The sequence below is a fragment of the Frankia canadensis genome (assembly GCF_900197875.1).
In the GTDB taxonomy this organism is placed as follows: Bacteria; Actinomycetota; Actinomycetes; order Frankiales; family Frankiaceae; genus Frankia; species Frankia canadensis.
Genome location: NZ_FZMO01000101.1, coordinates 45112 through 58656, shown reverse-complemented (window position 1 = coordinate 58656; position 13545 = coordinate 45112). Strand labels below are relative to the sequence as shown.

General features: G+C 72.9%; 9 protein-coding genes and 2 pseudogenes. 9 read left to right on the top strand and 2 right to left on the bottom strand.

Annotated features, from left to right (window positions below):
- The first annotated feature begins 302 nt into the window (after positions 1-302).
- The 7 genes and pseudogenes from C1A33_RS10515 to C1A33_RS35670 all read left to right on the top strand — a co-directional run bounded on the left by C1A33_RS10515 (position 303) and on the right by C1A33_RS35670 (position 7440).
- Positions 303-1070, top strand: coding sequence for a class I SAM-dependent DNA methyltransferase (locus C1A33_RS10515; protein ID WP_243407396.1), 768 nt, complete (start codon positions 303-305; stop codon positions 1068-1070).
- 200 nt (positions 1071-1270) lie between these two features.
- Positions 1271-2182 (top strand): annotated as a pseudogene (locus C1A33_RS10510) (ABC transporter ATP-binding protein); the annotation flags it as partial.
- Between the two features lie 379 nt (positions 2183-2561).
- Positions 2562-3857 (top strand): ABC transporter permease, encoded by a 1296-nt coding sequence (locus C1A33_RS10505; protein ID WP_101831325.1) that lies wholly within the window; start codon positions 2562-2564, stop codon positions 3855-3857.
- Between the two features lie 173 nt (positions 3858-4030).
- A complete protein-coding gene (locus C1A33_RS10500; RefSeq protein ID WP_101831324.1) occupies positions 4031-4972 on the top strand; it encodes a ribose-phosphate diphosphokinase in 942 nt (313 codons plus the stop codon).
- Positions 4973-5034: 62 nt separating this feature from the next.
- The gene (locus C1A33_RS10495; RefSeq protein WP_101831323.1) at positions 5035-5424 is read left to right on the top strand and encodes an ArsR/SmtB family transcription factor; all 390 of its coding nucleotides are present in this window, start codon (positions 5035-5037) and stop codon (positions 5422-5424) included.
- Complete coding sequence (locus tag C1A33_RS10490; RefSeq protein WP_101831322.1) at positions 5421-6614, top strand: cation diffusion facilitator family transporter; 1194 nt, start codon at positions 5421-5423, stop codon at positions 6612-6614. The genes C1A33_RS10495 and C1A33_RS10490 overlap by 4 nt, the downstream gene beginning before the upstream one ends.
- 136 nt (positions 6615-6750) lie before the next feature.
- The gene (locus C1A33_RS35670; RefSeq protein ID WP_207770248.1) at positions 6751-7440 is read left to right on the top strand and encodes a sulfotransferase family protein; all 690 of its coding nucleotides are present in this window, start codon (positions 6751-6753) and stop codon (positions 7438-7440) included.
- A gap of 155 nt (positions 7441-7595) precedes the next feature.
- On the opposite strand, the pseudogene C1A33_RS35665 reads toward C1A33_RS35670, so the two are convergent.
- Positions 7596-7970 (bottom strand): annotated as a pseudogene (locus C1A33_RS35665) (SDR family NAD(P)-dependent oxidoreductase); the annotation flags it as partial.
- Between the two features lie 239 nt (positions 7971-8209).
- Between C1A33_RS35665 and C1A33_RS10480 the strand changes: the two are divergent.
- Positions 8210-8875: a hypothetical protein gene (locus C1A33_RS10480; protein WP_101831320.1), complete on the top strand. Its 666-nt coding sequence runs from the start codon at positions 8210-8212 to the stop codon at positions 8873-8875.
- A 274-nt stretch (positions 8876-9149) separates the two neighbouring features.
- Here C1A33_RS10480 and C1A33_RS10475 read toward each other — a convergent pair whose 3' ends face one another.
- Positions 9150-10346 (bottom strand): beta-ketoacyl-[acyl-carrier-protein] synthase family protein, encoded by a 1197-nt coding sequence (locus C1A33_RS10475; RefSeq protein ID WP_279354606.1) that lies wholly within the window; start codon positions 10344-10346, stop codon positions 9150-9152.
- 814 nt (positions 10347-11160) lie between these two features.
- Between C1A33_RS10475 and C1A33_RS34775 the strand changes: the two genes are divergently transcribed.
- Positions 11161-13413 (top strand): NHL repeat-containing protein, encoded by a 2253-nt coding sequence (locus tag C1A33_RS34775; RefSeq protein ID WP_165818323.1) that lies wholly within the window; start codon positions 11161-11163, stop codon positions 13411-13413.
- Positions 13414-13545 lie beyond the last annotated feature (132 nt).

Here is a 13545-nt window from a genome sequence, read left to right as displayed (position 1 = left end):
GCGGTCTGCGCCGCCGGGGCGGCCTCGTCAGCCGCCGCCGGGACGGTAGCGGCGGGGGGTGTCCCGTTGGCGGCGGTCGGGTCTGTGGGGGGGACGGGGACGCTGGGGGCGGCCAAGGATGCTGGTCGGTAGGTGGCGGTGGCGGTGGCGACCTCGGCCATCGCGGCGACCGCGACCGGGTTGGCCTCGGCCGCGGGCAGTGCGTCCCAGGCGATCGCCCTGGGTGGCGATATCGCCGGAAAAGAAGATGAGGTCCAGGTGGGTCGTATGTCAGCCTGCGTGACATGGATGCGGTGGGTGCCATGGATGACACGCTCAGACCGGAGTCCTACGGCGAGCGCGTCGCGGACGTGTACGACGACTGGTTCCCGGCGCGTGGCGCGCAGGTCGCGGCGGTCGCCGCGTTCCTGCACGCGCGGGCGGGCGCGGCGGTGGGGGAGGGGAGCGGCCCCGCGCTGGAGCTCGGGATCGGGACGGGCCGGGTGGCGCTGCCGCTCGCGGCGCTCGGCACCCCCGTCGTCGGCATCGACGCCTCCCCGCGGATGCTCGCGCGGCTGCGGGACAAGCCCGGCGGCGCGGACATCCCGGTCGCGGTCGGCGACTTCGCCGGCGTCGACGCGCCCGGCGGCCCGTTCGCACTGGTGTACGTCGTGTTCAACACCTTCTTCGCGCTCCTCGACCAGGAGTCGCAGGTGCGGTGTCTGGCGAACGCGGCGCGCGCGCTGCGGCCCGGGGGGCACCTCGTCATGGAGGCGTTCGTCCCCGACCCGGCCCGCTACCCGAACGGCCAGCACGTCGTCGCGGAGGAGATGACGGGGGAGGAGACCCGGCTGATCGCCGCCACCCACGACCCGCTCACCCAGCGCATCCGCGCCCGCCGGCTGGTCCTCGGGCCGACGGGGGTGCGGACCTTCCCGGTCGAGCTGCGCTACGCGTGGCCGAGCGAGCTCGACCTGATGGCCCGCCTCGCCGGACTGGATCTGACCGAGCGTTGGGCGGGCTGGAGCGGGGAGCCCTTCACCGCGTCCAGCGGGGCCCACGTCTCCGTCTGGCGCACACGGCCATCCTGACCGCCATCAAGATAATCAACGCTGTTGACGATCTCCCACACCACGCCTATCACAAGATCAAAATCTTACACACCACGGACCACCACCAGAGACAACCTTTGATCTTGTCAGTTGGGTGACCGTGACCGCGGTGTGGGCGGCGGTCAGGGGCCGGACACAATAGGCACGCGGGCCGGGCAAGCTGGAGGCGGTGGAAGCTCATGGGCGACGGGCGGCTGGAGATCGACGGTGTCTCCAAGCGGTACGGGTCGACCGTGGCGCTGGACGCGATGTCGTTCGACGTGCGCGCCGGTGAGCTGTTCGGGTTCGTTGGCAGCAACGGCGCAGGCAAGACGACCACGATGCGGATCGTCCTCGGCGTGCTGGCCGCGGACGCCGGTGAGGTGCGTTTCGACGGCGTACCGCTGGACCTGGCGATGCGCCGTCGCATCGGGTACATGCCGGAGGAGCGTGGGCTGTACCCGAAGATGAAGGTGGCCGAGCAGCTCGTCTACCTCGCCCAGCTGCACGGTCTCGGTCCGGTGTCGGCGCGCCGGGCGGTGGAGCGGTGGACGGAGCGGCTCGGGGTCGCGCAGCGCCGCGACGACGAGGTGCAGAAACTGAGCCTGGGCAACCAGCAGCGGGTGCAGCTCGCGGCGGCGCTCGTGCACGACCCGGTCGTCCTCGTCCTCGACGAGCCGTTCTCGGGCCTGGACCCGGTGGCCGTGGACGTGATGAGCGAGGTGCTGCGCGAGCGGCGCGCCGCCGGTGTGCCGGTGGTGTTCTCCAGCCACCAGCTGGAGCTGGTGGAGCGGCTGTGCGACCGGGTGGGGATCGTCCGTGCGGGTCGGATGGTGGCCTGCGGGCCGGTCGGCGAGCTGCGATCGGCGGGGACGAGCCGGCTGGTGGTTAACGCGCCGTCGGCGCCCGACGGCTGGGCCGACGGCCTCGACGGGGTCACGTCGCGTGGCCGGGAGGGGACGGCCACGGTGCTGGAGCTGGCCCCCGGCGCCGACGACCAGGCCGTGTTGCACGCGGCGCTGGCCACCGGCCCGGTGCGTGAGTTCCGCCACCGGCTGCCGTCCCTGTCCGAGTTGTTCCGCGACGTCGTTACCGCTCCCGCCTCGCCCGGGGCGCCCTCCCCGCAGCCCCCGGCCCCACAGCAGCCGCCGTCTCCGACCCATCCGGCTCCGGCGGCTCCGACGTTGCCCTCCCAGCTTTCGGCACCCACGGCCTCGCCAGCGCAACCATCGGGCCCCGGCTCTCCGGCCGCAGACGTTCCGCGGAACGCGTCGGCCATGCCAGCCCCGCCGGGCACCATACCGGTGGCGAGCGCCTCGCCCGACCCGCGCGGCACGGCCGACGCAGACGACCCGCACGCCGTGACCAGCGCGGGCGGTCCGAAGGCCGCGGCCGGCGACGATGGCTCGATCGGCCCGGACGGCGCGGGTGCGCCGTGACAGCGGGGGTGCGGGAGGACGGCGTGCGGTCCTGGCGGGAGCGGGAGGGCAGATGACGACGGACGGCGTTGGCGGCGCCGATGGGCCGCGGGGCGCGACCGGCGGATCCGAAGGTGGGGTCAGCGGGCACGACGGCGGGCTCGGTGAGCTCGGCACGGCGCGGGCGCTGCGGCTGATCGCCGGGCGGGAGATCGTCACCCGGGTGCGGTCGCGGGCGTTCCAGGTGATGACGGCGCTGTTCGTGGTCGCGATCGCGGCGGCCGTGCTGGTCCTCAGCGCCGTCAGCGGCGGGTCGTCGTCGTCGTCGTCGACGGTGGCGGTGACGGCGGCGGACGGACGGCAGGCCACGGCGATCGTCGCCGCGGGGCGATCCCTCGGCGAGGAGGTGCGGGTGCGCACGGTCACCGACGTCGCCGACGGCCGGCAGGCGGTGCTCGACGGGGACGTCGACGCGCTGGTGCGCACCGGGGCGGCCGGCGGCGGCTACCAGGTGACGGTGAAGAAGGATCTGTCGGACACCTTGACCTCCGTGCTGACGGTCGCGGCGCGCCAGGCCGCGCTGGAGGCGCAGATCGCCGGTCTCGGCGGTGATCCGGCGACGGTGGGCCGGGCGGTGGTGACGGCCGGCGTCGACGTGACGGCGCTGCACGCGAAGCGCGAGGTCGACGGGCCGCGGCTGCTGCTCGGCCTGCTCTCCGGTGGCCTCATCTATCTCTCGCTGATGATCTTCGGGCCGGCGGTGACGCAGGGCGTCGTGGAGGAGAAGTCGTCGCGGGTGGTGGAGCTGCTGCTGGCGGTGGTGCGGCCGTGGCAGCTGATGGCCGGGAAGGTCGTCGGGATCGGCGCGGTCGCGCTGGGGCAGCTGGCGCTGATCGGCGTGGTGGGGGTGGGGCTTGGCCTGGCGACGGGGCAGCTCGGGATTCCGGCGGGTCTCGCGGTCGGGTCGGTGGCGATGGCGCTGCTGTGGTACCTGGTCGGGTTCTCGATGTACGCGCTGCTGTTCGCGGCGGCGGGGGCGCTGGTGTCGCGGCAGGAGGACGCCGCCGGGGTCACCCCGCCGATCATCGCGGCGATCATCATCCCGTATGTGGTGGGAATCTCGGTGCTGCCGGCGTCGCCGGACAGCGGGCTGGTGCTGACGCTGGCGATGATCCCGCTGTTCGCGCCGGTGCTGATGCCGATGGTGATCGGGATCGGCAGTGTGGCGGTGTGGCAGGTGGTGGTTGCGCTGGTCGCGGCGCTGGCGCTGACCGGGCTGCTGGTCTGGCTGGCGGGCCGGGTGTACGGCAACGCGGTGAAACGCTCGGGCACCCGGGTGGCGTTGCGCGACGCGCTGCGGGCCGCCTGACGTCTTGGGTGGCCCGGCGCGCCGGGTCGGCGGGGCGGCCGTGGGCCGCTGGCCGCGCCTGGGCGCCATTTCGTCGGTAGCATCCGGGTCGGTCGTCGACGGGACGGCGACCTCGGCCCGACTGCGCGGCGTCACCCAGGTGAACGCGCAACACCGGAGAACAGGGAGCGTTCGTGCGCGACATCGCCGTCTTCAGCGGCAGTGCCCACCCCAGCCTCGCCGAGGAGATCTGCACGCATCTGGACGTGCCGCTGCACCGGGTACGCACGCAGCGCTTCGCCAACGACTGCCTCGAGGTCCAGCTGCCGGCGAACTGCCGGGAACGGGACGTGTTCCTGATCCAGCCGCTGGTCGCGCCGACCCAGGAGAACCTGGTCGAGCTGCTGCTGATGCTGGACGCGGCGCGGGGTGCGTCGGCGGCGCGCACGACGGTGGTGCTGCCGCACTATGCCTATGCGCGCTCGGACAAGAAGGACGCACCGAGGATCTCGATCGGCGGGCGGCTCGTCGCGGACCTGCTGGTGGCCGCGGGGGCGAGCCGGGTGCTGGCGATGACGCTGCACTCGCCGCAGGTGCACGGGTTCTTCAGCGTCCCGGTGGATCATCTGCACGCGCTGCGGGAGCTCGCGGCGCACTTTCGCCGCCATGACCTGTCGAACACGACGGTCGTCTCGCCGGACCTGGGCAACGCCAAGGAGGCGGCGGCGTTCGCGCGGATGCTCGGGGCGCGGGTCGCCGCGGGTGCCAAGCAGCGCTTCGCCGACGACCGGGTGAGCATCTCCTCGGTGATCGGGGACGTCGCCGGGCGGGACGTGATCGTGCTCGACGACGAGATCGCCAAGGGTTCGACGGTGCTGGAGCTGCTGGAGCGGCTGCGTGAGCTCGAGGTGCGCTCGGTGCGGGTCGCCTGCACGCACGGGTTGTTCTCGGCCGGGGCGCTCAAGCGGATCGCCGACCAGCCGGAGGTCGTCGAGATCGTCTGCACGAACACGGTGCCGATTCCTGTCGACGGCCGGGTGCCGGAGCTGACGGTGCTCACCGTCGCCCCGCCGCTGGCCGAGGCGATCCGCCGCATCCACAACGGCGAGTCCGTCAGCGCCCTGTTCGACGCCTGAACCGCCCCCGGAGGCGTCTGTTCAGGATGCGCTGACGTCAGCGGCGGCTGTATCGTTGGGGCATGGTTGCTCTCGCGTCGTCCGCCGAGGTGCTCGCGCGGTTCGGGCACGCGCTGTCCGATCCGACGCGGGCGCGGCTGCTGCTCGTACTGCGCGCGGGCGCGGCGTATCCGTCGGAGCTCGCCGAGGTCCTCGGTGTGGGCCGGACGAACCTGTCGAACCATCTGGCCTGCCTGCGCGGCTGCGGGCTGGTCGTCGCGACGCCGGAGGGTCGCCGCCAGCGTTATGAGCTGGCCGACGACAAGCTGCGCCACGCCCTCGGTGACCTGCTCGACGTCGTCCTCGCCGTCGATCCCGAGCATGTCCACGAGGAGTACACCGGTCCCGCGGTACCGCTCGTCCCGGCCGGGGTGGCAGAGGCGGTCGCGGCCGTCGACGAGGCGCTGTCGTGACCGCGCACGCCGGCCACTGGGCCGGCGCCGACCACCACGTCCCCGAACAGGATCACGACCACGACCACGACCACCGCCATGGCGACGGTCCCGGCCATGCCAGCCACAGCCACAGTCATGGGCATGGTGTGTCGGGGCGGACGACGGCGGCGCAGCGGCGGCGGTTGTGGTGGGCGACGGGGCTGAACCTGGCGATCGTCGTCGGGCAGGCGATCGCCGGGGTGGCGGCGCATTCGGTGGGTCTGCTCGCCGACGCCGGGCACAACCTGACCGACACGGCCGGGGTGGCGCTCGCGCTGGTGGCGCTGACGCTGTCGCGGCGCCCGCCCTCGGCGCGGCGCACGTTCGGCGGGCTGCGCTGGCCGGTGCTCGCCGCGCAGGCCAACGCGGCGGCGGTGCTGGTGGTGACGGCGCTGCTCGCCGTGGAGGCGCTGCGCCGCCTGGGCGCGCACGGCGACGTCGACGGGCCGGTGGTCGTGGTGGTGGCGCTGGTCGCCGCCGCGGTCAACGGGGTGTCGGCACTGCTGGTGCGGGAGCGTGACGGCGATCTGAACACCCGCGCGGCGGTGCTGCACCTGGCCGGGGACGCCGCGGTGTCGGTGGCGGTCGCCGCCGCCGGCCTGGTGATCTGGCTGGCCGGCGGCGGGTACTGGCTGGACCCGGCGGTGTCGCTGGTGATCTCGCTGCTCATCGCCGCGCAGGGCGTGCGGCTGCTGGTCAGCGCGTCGCGGGTGCTGCTGGAGGCGACTCCGGAGAATCTCGACGTGGTGGCTGTACGGGCCGACATCCTCGGCCATGAGCATGTTCTCGACGTCCACGACCTGCACGTGTGGGGGCTGTCCGACCGGGTGGCCGCCGCCTCGGTGCACGTCACCCTCGGTCATCTCGACGGCGGTGACGACGGCCGTGACGGGGGGCATCCCAGCCTCGCGCAGGCCCGCGCCGTCTCGGACGAGATCAAGGCGATGCTCGCCGCCCGTCACGGCATCACCCACGTCACCGTCGAGGCCGAATGCGAGCCCTGCACCGCCGACGACGATCCCTGCGGCCTGGCCCGCCCCCGCCTCCGCGTGCCGGCCGGCGGCGACGCCACCACCGGCACAACCACCCCAACCAGCACAGCCGGCCCCGCCGCCCCGGCGGTCGGCGTCACCACGGCGACCAGCCCGCGGGCGGATCCTGGCAGCTAGCGGCCTGTGCGCGCCGCCGTCGGCCCGCGTCGAGGTGGCCATCTGCGTCCACCTCGCCGGCTGGATCTTCACGCAGCGTCACACCGACGGTAGCGTGGGGGCACACGTGGGGGATCGGCGCAGCTGAGGAGATGCGATGCTCGACGTGATCGGCGTGGGATTCGGACGCACGGGAACGCTGTCGCTCAAGGCGGCACTCGAACAGCTCGGCTTCGGCCCCTGCCAGCACATGGACGAGGTACTGGCCCACCGCCGGCACACGATCCCATACTGGACCGACGCCGCGGACGGCAAGCCGGTGAACTGGGAGGCGCTGTTCGAGGGCTGTCGGTCGACGGTGGACTGGCCGGGTGCCCGGTTCTGGCGGGAGCTCGTCGAGGCCTACCCGGCGGCGCGGGTCATCCACACCGTGCGTGACCCCGAGCGGTGGTACGCCAGCGCCCGCAACACGATCTTCCGGGCCGTCTCGTCCACGCCGCCCAACCTCAACGAGCAGGGCCGGCAGGTGGTTACCATGATGAACGCGCTGATCTGGGACGGCGTCTTCGGGGGGCGTTTCGCCGACAGGGACCGCGCTCTGGAGATCTTCGCCGAGCACACCGCCGCCGTGCGCCGCGAGGTGCCCGCGCGGCGCCTGCTGGTGTTCGATGTCACGCACGGCTGGGAGCCGCTGTGCGACTTCCTCGGTGTCCCGGTTCCCGCCGGTCCGTTCCCGCGGGCCAACGCGACGGCGGCGTTCGCCGCCAAGCAGCGGGAGCGCTTCGCCGCCGCGACGGTCCCGGACGGGTCGGCCGCGCCGGCGCAGGGAAGCGGTCCGACCGGCTGACCGGCCAACGGCGCGATCCTGCTGTGGGCCGCCGCCTGCGTCGGGTTACCAGGGAAGGGCGCCGTCGGCGTCGAGGAGCCCGCGGTGCTGGCCCGGGTGAGAGACGCCAGGCCGCTGCTGACGAGGACCACCACCGGCGCGGTGGAGCGGCGCAGCAGCGGGAGAAACGCGTGCAGGACGCGCACCGCGCCGAGAACGTTCGTGTCAAACGTCTGGCGGGTCAGTGCGGCGGTCAGGTCGGCGGCGCCGGTCACCACGCCGTTCTCCCCCCATTCCGGGGCGATGCCGGCATTGCTGACCAGCACGTCCAGGCCTCCGTCCCGGCCGATCACGTCGGCGGCGGCAGCGACGGAAGCGTCATCCGTGACATCGAGCTGGACCGCCCGTGCGCCGTCCAGGCTGGCCGCGGCGTGCCGGCCACGCGCGGCGTCGCGGCTGCCGAGGTAGACCGTGTGGCCGGCGGCGAGCAGCTGGCGGGCGGTCTCGAAGCCAAGACCCCTGTTCGCCCCGGTGATCAGTATGGTTGGCATGATCGCAGACGCTAGGTCCTCGCGCGCGCTCGAAGTCAACCCGCCCCCCGCCCCGCCGCGGCGGGCGCGCGGCGCGGGTCACGCGACCGCGGTGCGCCCAGGCCTTGGCCGGTCAGCACAATGAACGCATGCTCCGACCGTCTCCGCGGTGTCGTCGACGTCCTGTGTCCGCCGCTCCGTTCGTGCCCGCAGTGTCTGACCGTCGTCATCCGCGTGCCGGGGTGAGGGCGGCGGGTGGGATGGTGGCGCTGCTGGGCCTGGTGGTGGTGATGGTGCTCGCGGGGTGCGGCTCGTCGTCGTCGCCGCGCTGCGAGCCGGCCGCGAAGCCCGGGCCGGTGGTGGAGCGCCGCATCGTGGTGGAGCGGGCCGGGGCCGGGAAGCTGGACGCGCTGTCGCTGTACCTCGTCCGCTGCGAGGGCGGCCGCACGGTCGCGCTCGACCCGAAGAACGGCACCCTGTTCACCAGCCTCGACGACTTTCGCCACCGCAACAGGCTGCTCGGCCCGAAAGACCAGATCCTGGTCCCGAAGGATCTGACGTCCACCGTGGAGAAACCCGAGTACGTGCAGGTCTCCGGCCATGTCGACGACGGCACGCCGGGCTGGGTGTGGCCGGTGGTCGGTGCCGGATCCGCCGTGGTGGTGGCCGTGGCGGTCGCCGTCGTGCTTGTCGTGCGCCGCCGTCGCCGGGCGGCGTCACCCTCGACCTCGGACGCGGACATGGCACCCGAGACCGCGGCTGATGAGGGCGAGGCTGACGAGGGCGAGGCTGACGAGCCGGCGCCGTCCGACCCGGCGCCCACCGATCCCCCGAGGGCTGAGTCGACGGCGGAGTCGACGTTCGATCCGCCGGCCGCGACGACGAGCGGCGACCAGCCCGCCGAGCAGACCGAGAGACCAGCCTGACCGACATGCAGGCCTGACGGAGCAACCGGGCCGACGCACCTGCCGGCCTGATCGTCGTCGCGGCCGCACCCTCGTCACACGGGGCAGGTTTCCCGTCGAGGGGAAGTCCCGCGGGGGACAGCGGCACCGTGTCGCGACGTCGGCGTGTCGCGTCCGACGCGTCCCCCTGTTCGCGACACGGGCCGCCGTGACATGGCCAGGACGCTGCCACAAACCCGCCGCCGCGCCCACGCGACGCGACGATCACAACGCGAGACGCGGCCCAGGTGGGGCGTCAGGCGGCGGTGAAGACCAGGGTGGCGTTGTGGCCGCCGAAGCCGAAGGCGTTCGCGACGGCGGCGTGGACACGCTCGCGGCGGGCGGCGCCGGTGACGACGTCGAGCTTGATCGCCGGGTCGAGGGTGTCGAGGTTGCGCACGGGCGGGATGATGCCGTCGCGCAGGGCGCAGATGGTGGCCACCGCGCCGATCGCGCCGGCGGCGCCGAGGGTGTGACCGGTCGACGCCTTGGTGGCGAACACGGCCGGGTGGGTGCCGATCGTCGAGGCGATCGCCTCGGCCTCCAGCGGGTCACCGACCGGGGTGGAGGTGGCGTGGGCGTGCACGAGGCCGATGTCGGTGGCGGTGAGCCCGGCGCGGCGCAGCGCGGTGGCGATGGCGCGGGACTGGTTGGCCGGGTCGGCGGTGGTGATGTCGAGGGCGTCGGAGTTCACCGCGGCGCCGGCGGCCACCGCGTGCACACGGGCGCCGCGTCCGGTGGCGAACGACTCGCGTTCGAGGATGGCGACGGCGGCCCCTTCGCCGAGGACGAAGCCGTCGCGGTCGGCGTCGAACGGCCGGGACGCGGCGGCCGGGTCGTCGTGGCGGGTCGACAGGGCGCGCATCTGCGCGAACGCGGCCAGCGGCAGGTTGTCCACCGGCGCCTCGACGCCACCGGCGACGACGACGTCGGCGAGGTCCGCCTGGATCATCTCCATCGCGATGGAGATCGCCTCCGCGCCGGACGCGCAGGCGCTGACCGGGGTGCGGGCGCCGGCGCGGGCACCGAGGTCGATGCTGACCCAGGCGGCCGGCCCGTTGGCCATCAGCATGATGATCGCGTGCGGGCTCATCCGCCGCGCGTTGCCCGCCTCGACGACGCGGTGCTGGCTCAGGGTGGACTGCACGCCGCCGTAGCCGGTGCCGATGACGACGGCGAGCCGGTGCGGGTCGACCTCGGGCCGCCCGGCGTCGGCCCACGCCTCGCGGGCGGTGACCATGGCCATCTGCTCGCAGCGGTCGAGCTTGCGGGCGTCCTTGCGGGGCAGGGTCGCGCCCGGGTCGACGGGCAGCCGGCCGGCGATGCGCACCGGCAGGTCGCGGGCCCACTCGTCCTCGACAAGACCGACCCCGGAGGCGCCTGCGAGCAGGCCGTCCCAGCTGGTGGCGAGATCCCCACCGAGGGGGGTCATCGCGCCGATTCCCGTGACCACGATCCTGTCCTGCACGAGTGCGATCTCCCGTTCGTCCGCGGATGTGCCGAGCCCGAGCCGCCAGGTGGCGCCCCGCCGTCGCGGCGCACCACCGGTCGCGGCACTCCACCGGTGGTGATGCTCCGCCGACGGTGGAGGTGAACGCGACGGGACACGCGGGTGTCAGGGCGGCCCCGTGGCGGTGACAGCCTCTACCTTCGCAGCCAGCCCCCAGCCGCGCCCAGCGTCGTCGCCGCCGAGATCGGTGCCCGCTCGTTGTCGGTTACCCACAACGACCGACGCCGTCTGGACGGATGCGACCAGCTCGACGCCGCCCTGACCTGTTTGCCGCCCACAACATCCGCGATGGTGCACGAGCCGTTACGCTGTCCGGGTTTACCCGGGAGCTGTCGTGTTCGTCATGTCATGTCAGCGAAGACAGCGTCGCGAGGCGGAGCGGGTACAGCGCGGTCGGGCGAGGCCCATGGTCGTCATGGTCTAGAATCTCCCTGATGCGCAAGTGTCGGTCGGGGGACCACGATGCGCGCACGGGGGATCTACATCAATGCATCGATATATTCATCTGGCGGATTTTTCGGGTTCGCGGGTTGTCGCCGAGGGTTCGCGTAGCCGCCGCACTCGGGTGCGGGCAGCGGCGGCAGCGGCGGCAGCGGCGGCAGCGGTATTTCTACTTGTCGCAGCTCTGGTGATAATCCTTCGTCAAGGACATGGCAGGGCTCAGCTGGAAATCGAGGCCGATTCCTTCTGGCTGTCCGCCTCGGACTCAGGAGTGGTCCAGCGCGCCGAAGGCGCCTCCGCGACGGCGGGCCTTCCGGTGGCTGTGCCCTATGGTGTCCACCAGACTCTCGCCCTCACTCAGGGACCCGACGACGGCGTGCTCATCGCAGTGGGCACGACGGGAACAGTCGCCCGCGTCGACGCGGCGTCAGCGAATCGGGCGACGACCGGCCCGATGGTGCCGCGGCGCTCCTTCGCCGACGCCGGAAGCCGTCTCAGTATCGCTATCAGCCGTGCTGGGGAGGCCTATCTGCTAGACGGAAATATTGGCTCCCTCGTCCGGGTCGACGCGACCACTCTGCGTATCCGGCGCAGCGTGAACACCCGCGGCCTGCCGGCCAGCGACCTGTGGTCGGACGACGCCGGTCAGGTCTGGGTGGGTCTCGCGAGACAGGGTGCGGTTGCCTCCCTGGCCGGCGATACGCTCGACGTCCCACACCAGGTGACGCGTCCGGGAGGTCAGCTCGGCGTCGTGACGGCGGCGGGACATCCGTGGGCGCTGGATGTCTCCGGAAACCGGCTCGTCCCGCTCCGTGGCACGCGGGGCGTCCTGACACTTCCCGCGAGCGTGCGCGGCGACGACCTGGCGGCCGCGATGGCACGCCTACCCCGCGGGGATGCCGGCCCGGTCGTCCCTCTCGTGGTGTCTGGCGCGCGGGTGCTGCTGGTCGATACCGCGCACCGCCGGGTTCGGGCGGTGCGGTTGCCCGCCGGTCTTCCTGGGAGCGGTCTCGGCGCGCCCGCGATGCAGGGCGCCGTGCTCTACATCCCGGACAACCAGACTGGTCGGGTCCTCGCGCTGGACAGCCGCACGGGGCGCACGCTCGCCGTTACGACGCTCGGCGCGCCGGGCGCCGATATCGCGCTCACCACACGCGGACTGCTGCTGTGGGCCAACGACCGCCACAGCGGGCAGGCCAGCGTCACCTATCAGGGCCGCACCCGCGCGATCCACCTCCGTTCACTCTCGCCCGCCACCCTCGGACCGGCGCCACTGCCGCCGTCAATCACACCTGCACCAGGGCCGACCGTCGTGCCGGCACCTGTGGCGGCCACGGCGGAATCGGCGAAACCCGCGGCCACCACGAGGGCGACGGTTCCGCCGCCTTCCCCGCCGGCGCCGCGCAGCGCCTCCAACACCGCGGCGTCTCCGTCGCCAAGTACCTCGCCAGCCCTGCCGAGACAGACACGCCCCTCACAGACGGATCCGCAACCCGCGCATCCCGCGGGGGACCAGCGGCCATCTCCGCCCGCCGCCAAGCCCCCACCCGTCCCGACCGGCGAGCGCGGCACGAGACCTTCACAGGGGCAGCCGCCACCGACTCCGCCCAGCTCTGAGGACTCCGGCGGTGCCTCCCGGCCGGGACGCACCCCGCCTCCGTCGCCGACGTCCACGGAAGTTGGAACCGGAACCGTGCCACCGGGATCGCGTCCGCCGGGATCCCTGCAGGTGCGGCCCTCCGGCGATCATCTCGTGGACGTCACCATCACCGCGCCCGGCGGAGTTCCGGCGTCAGGAGCGACCCTGTCGGTGAGCCCGGACGCGACAATCGTGTCGACCACCTCGAACGGCTTTCGTGTGCGCGTCCCGGACTGCGGGAAGCGCAATTACTCGGTGACCTTCCTCGACCCGGCAGTCGCCGCGGTCAGCCACGACGCCTACGGCTGCGAGCGGCCCGGGCAGCTCGCCAACCCGCACATCGTCACTGGCAACGGCTTCTTCGACCTCACCTTCACCCCGGAGTCAGGTGGGCCTCCGGAGCAGGTGTGTTTCAGCTACTTCTACATGCTGCAGTCGGGCGGCGGCACCTTCCCTGAGGACGGGTGCACCCAGCCATCCCACAGCGGGGACTGGGACTCGCTCGCCCCCGATGGACTTGTGCACTTCGATGTCCGCCTGGGCATGGGTACGTACGTAACGAGGTTTCAGTATTCCGTCTGCAACGCCGCTGGCTGTTCGTCGTACGGCGCCGACACGATCGTCGCGTGGACCAAACCGCCCTGCGACGACTGCACCTACGCGCATGTTGAGGACCTCCCGGTCCTCGACGCACCCGGCGGGTCTCCGACGGGCGTCTTGCTGCCCGGCACGCCGCAGAACACCTGGGGTGTGCCAGTGCACGTGCTATGCCAGACCACCGGCCCCTACCAGCCAACCGGCAGCGACGGAATCTCCCAGTGGTGGGACAAAGTAACCGTCGACGGCGTCGACGGCTTCGTGCCGGACATCTACGTCAGCACCCCGATGTCGCGGGCGAACCAGCCCTCGCCCAACATCCCGTCATGTTGACCGGCAGCACCACGGCCACCGGTCTCCAGCAGTCCCCAGCGGCGGTCAGACGGCGCCGGTCGGACTGGCCGCGACCCACCCGGCGCGGACGCATCGCCGCGGTCATGGCCGCCACGGGAGCACCCCTGGGCC

What these genes read in the sequence shown, in the direction of transcription:
- C1A33_RS10480 (WP_101831320.1), top strand. Translation starts at nt 8,210, where the DNA reads ATGGTGGCGCTGCTGGGCCTGGTGGTGGTGATGGTGCTCGCGGGGTGC.
- C1A33_RS10505 (WP_101831325.1), top strand. Translation starts at nt 2,562, where the DNA reads ATGACGACGGACGGCGTTGGCGGCGCCGATGGGCCGCGGGGCGCGACC.
- C1A33_RS35670 (WP_207770248.1), top strand. Translation starts at nt 6,751, where the DNA reads ATGCTCGACGTGATCGGCGTGGGATTCGGACGCACGGGAACGCTGTCG.
- C1A33_RS10515 (WP_243407396.1), top strand. Translation starts at nt 303, where the DNA reads ATGGATGACACGCTCAGACCGGAGTCCTACGGCGAGCGCGTCGCGGAC.
- C1A33_RS10495 (WP_101831323.1), top strand. Translation starts at nt 5,035, where the DNA reads ATGGTTGCTCTCGCGTCGTCCGCCGAGGTGCTCGCGCGGTTCGGGCAC.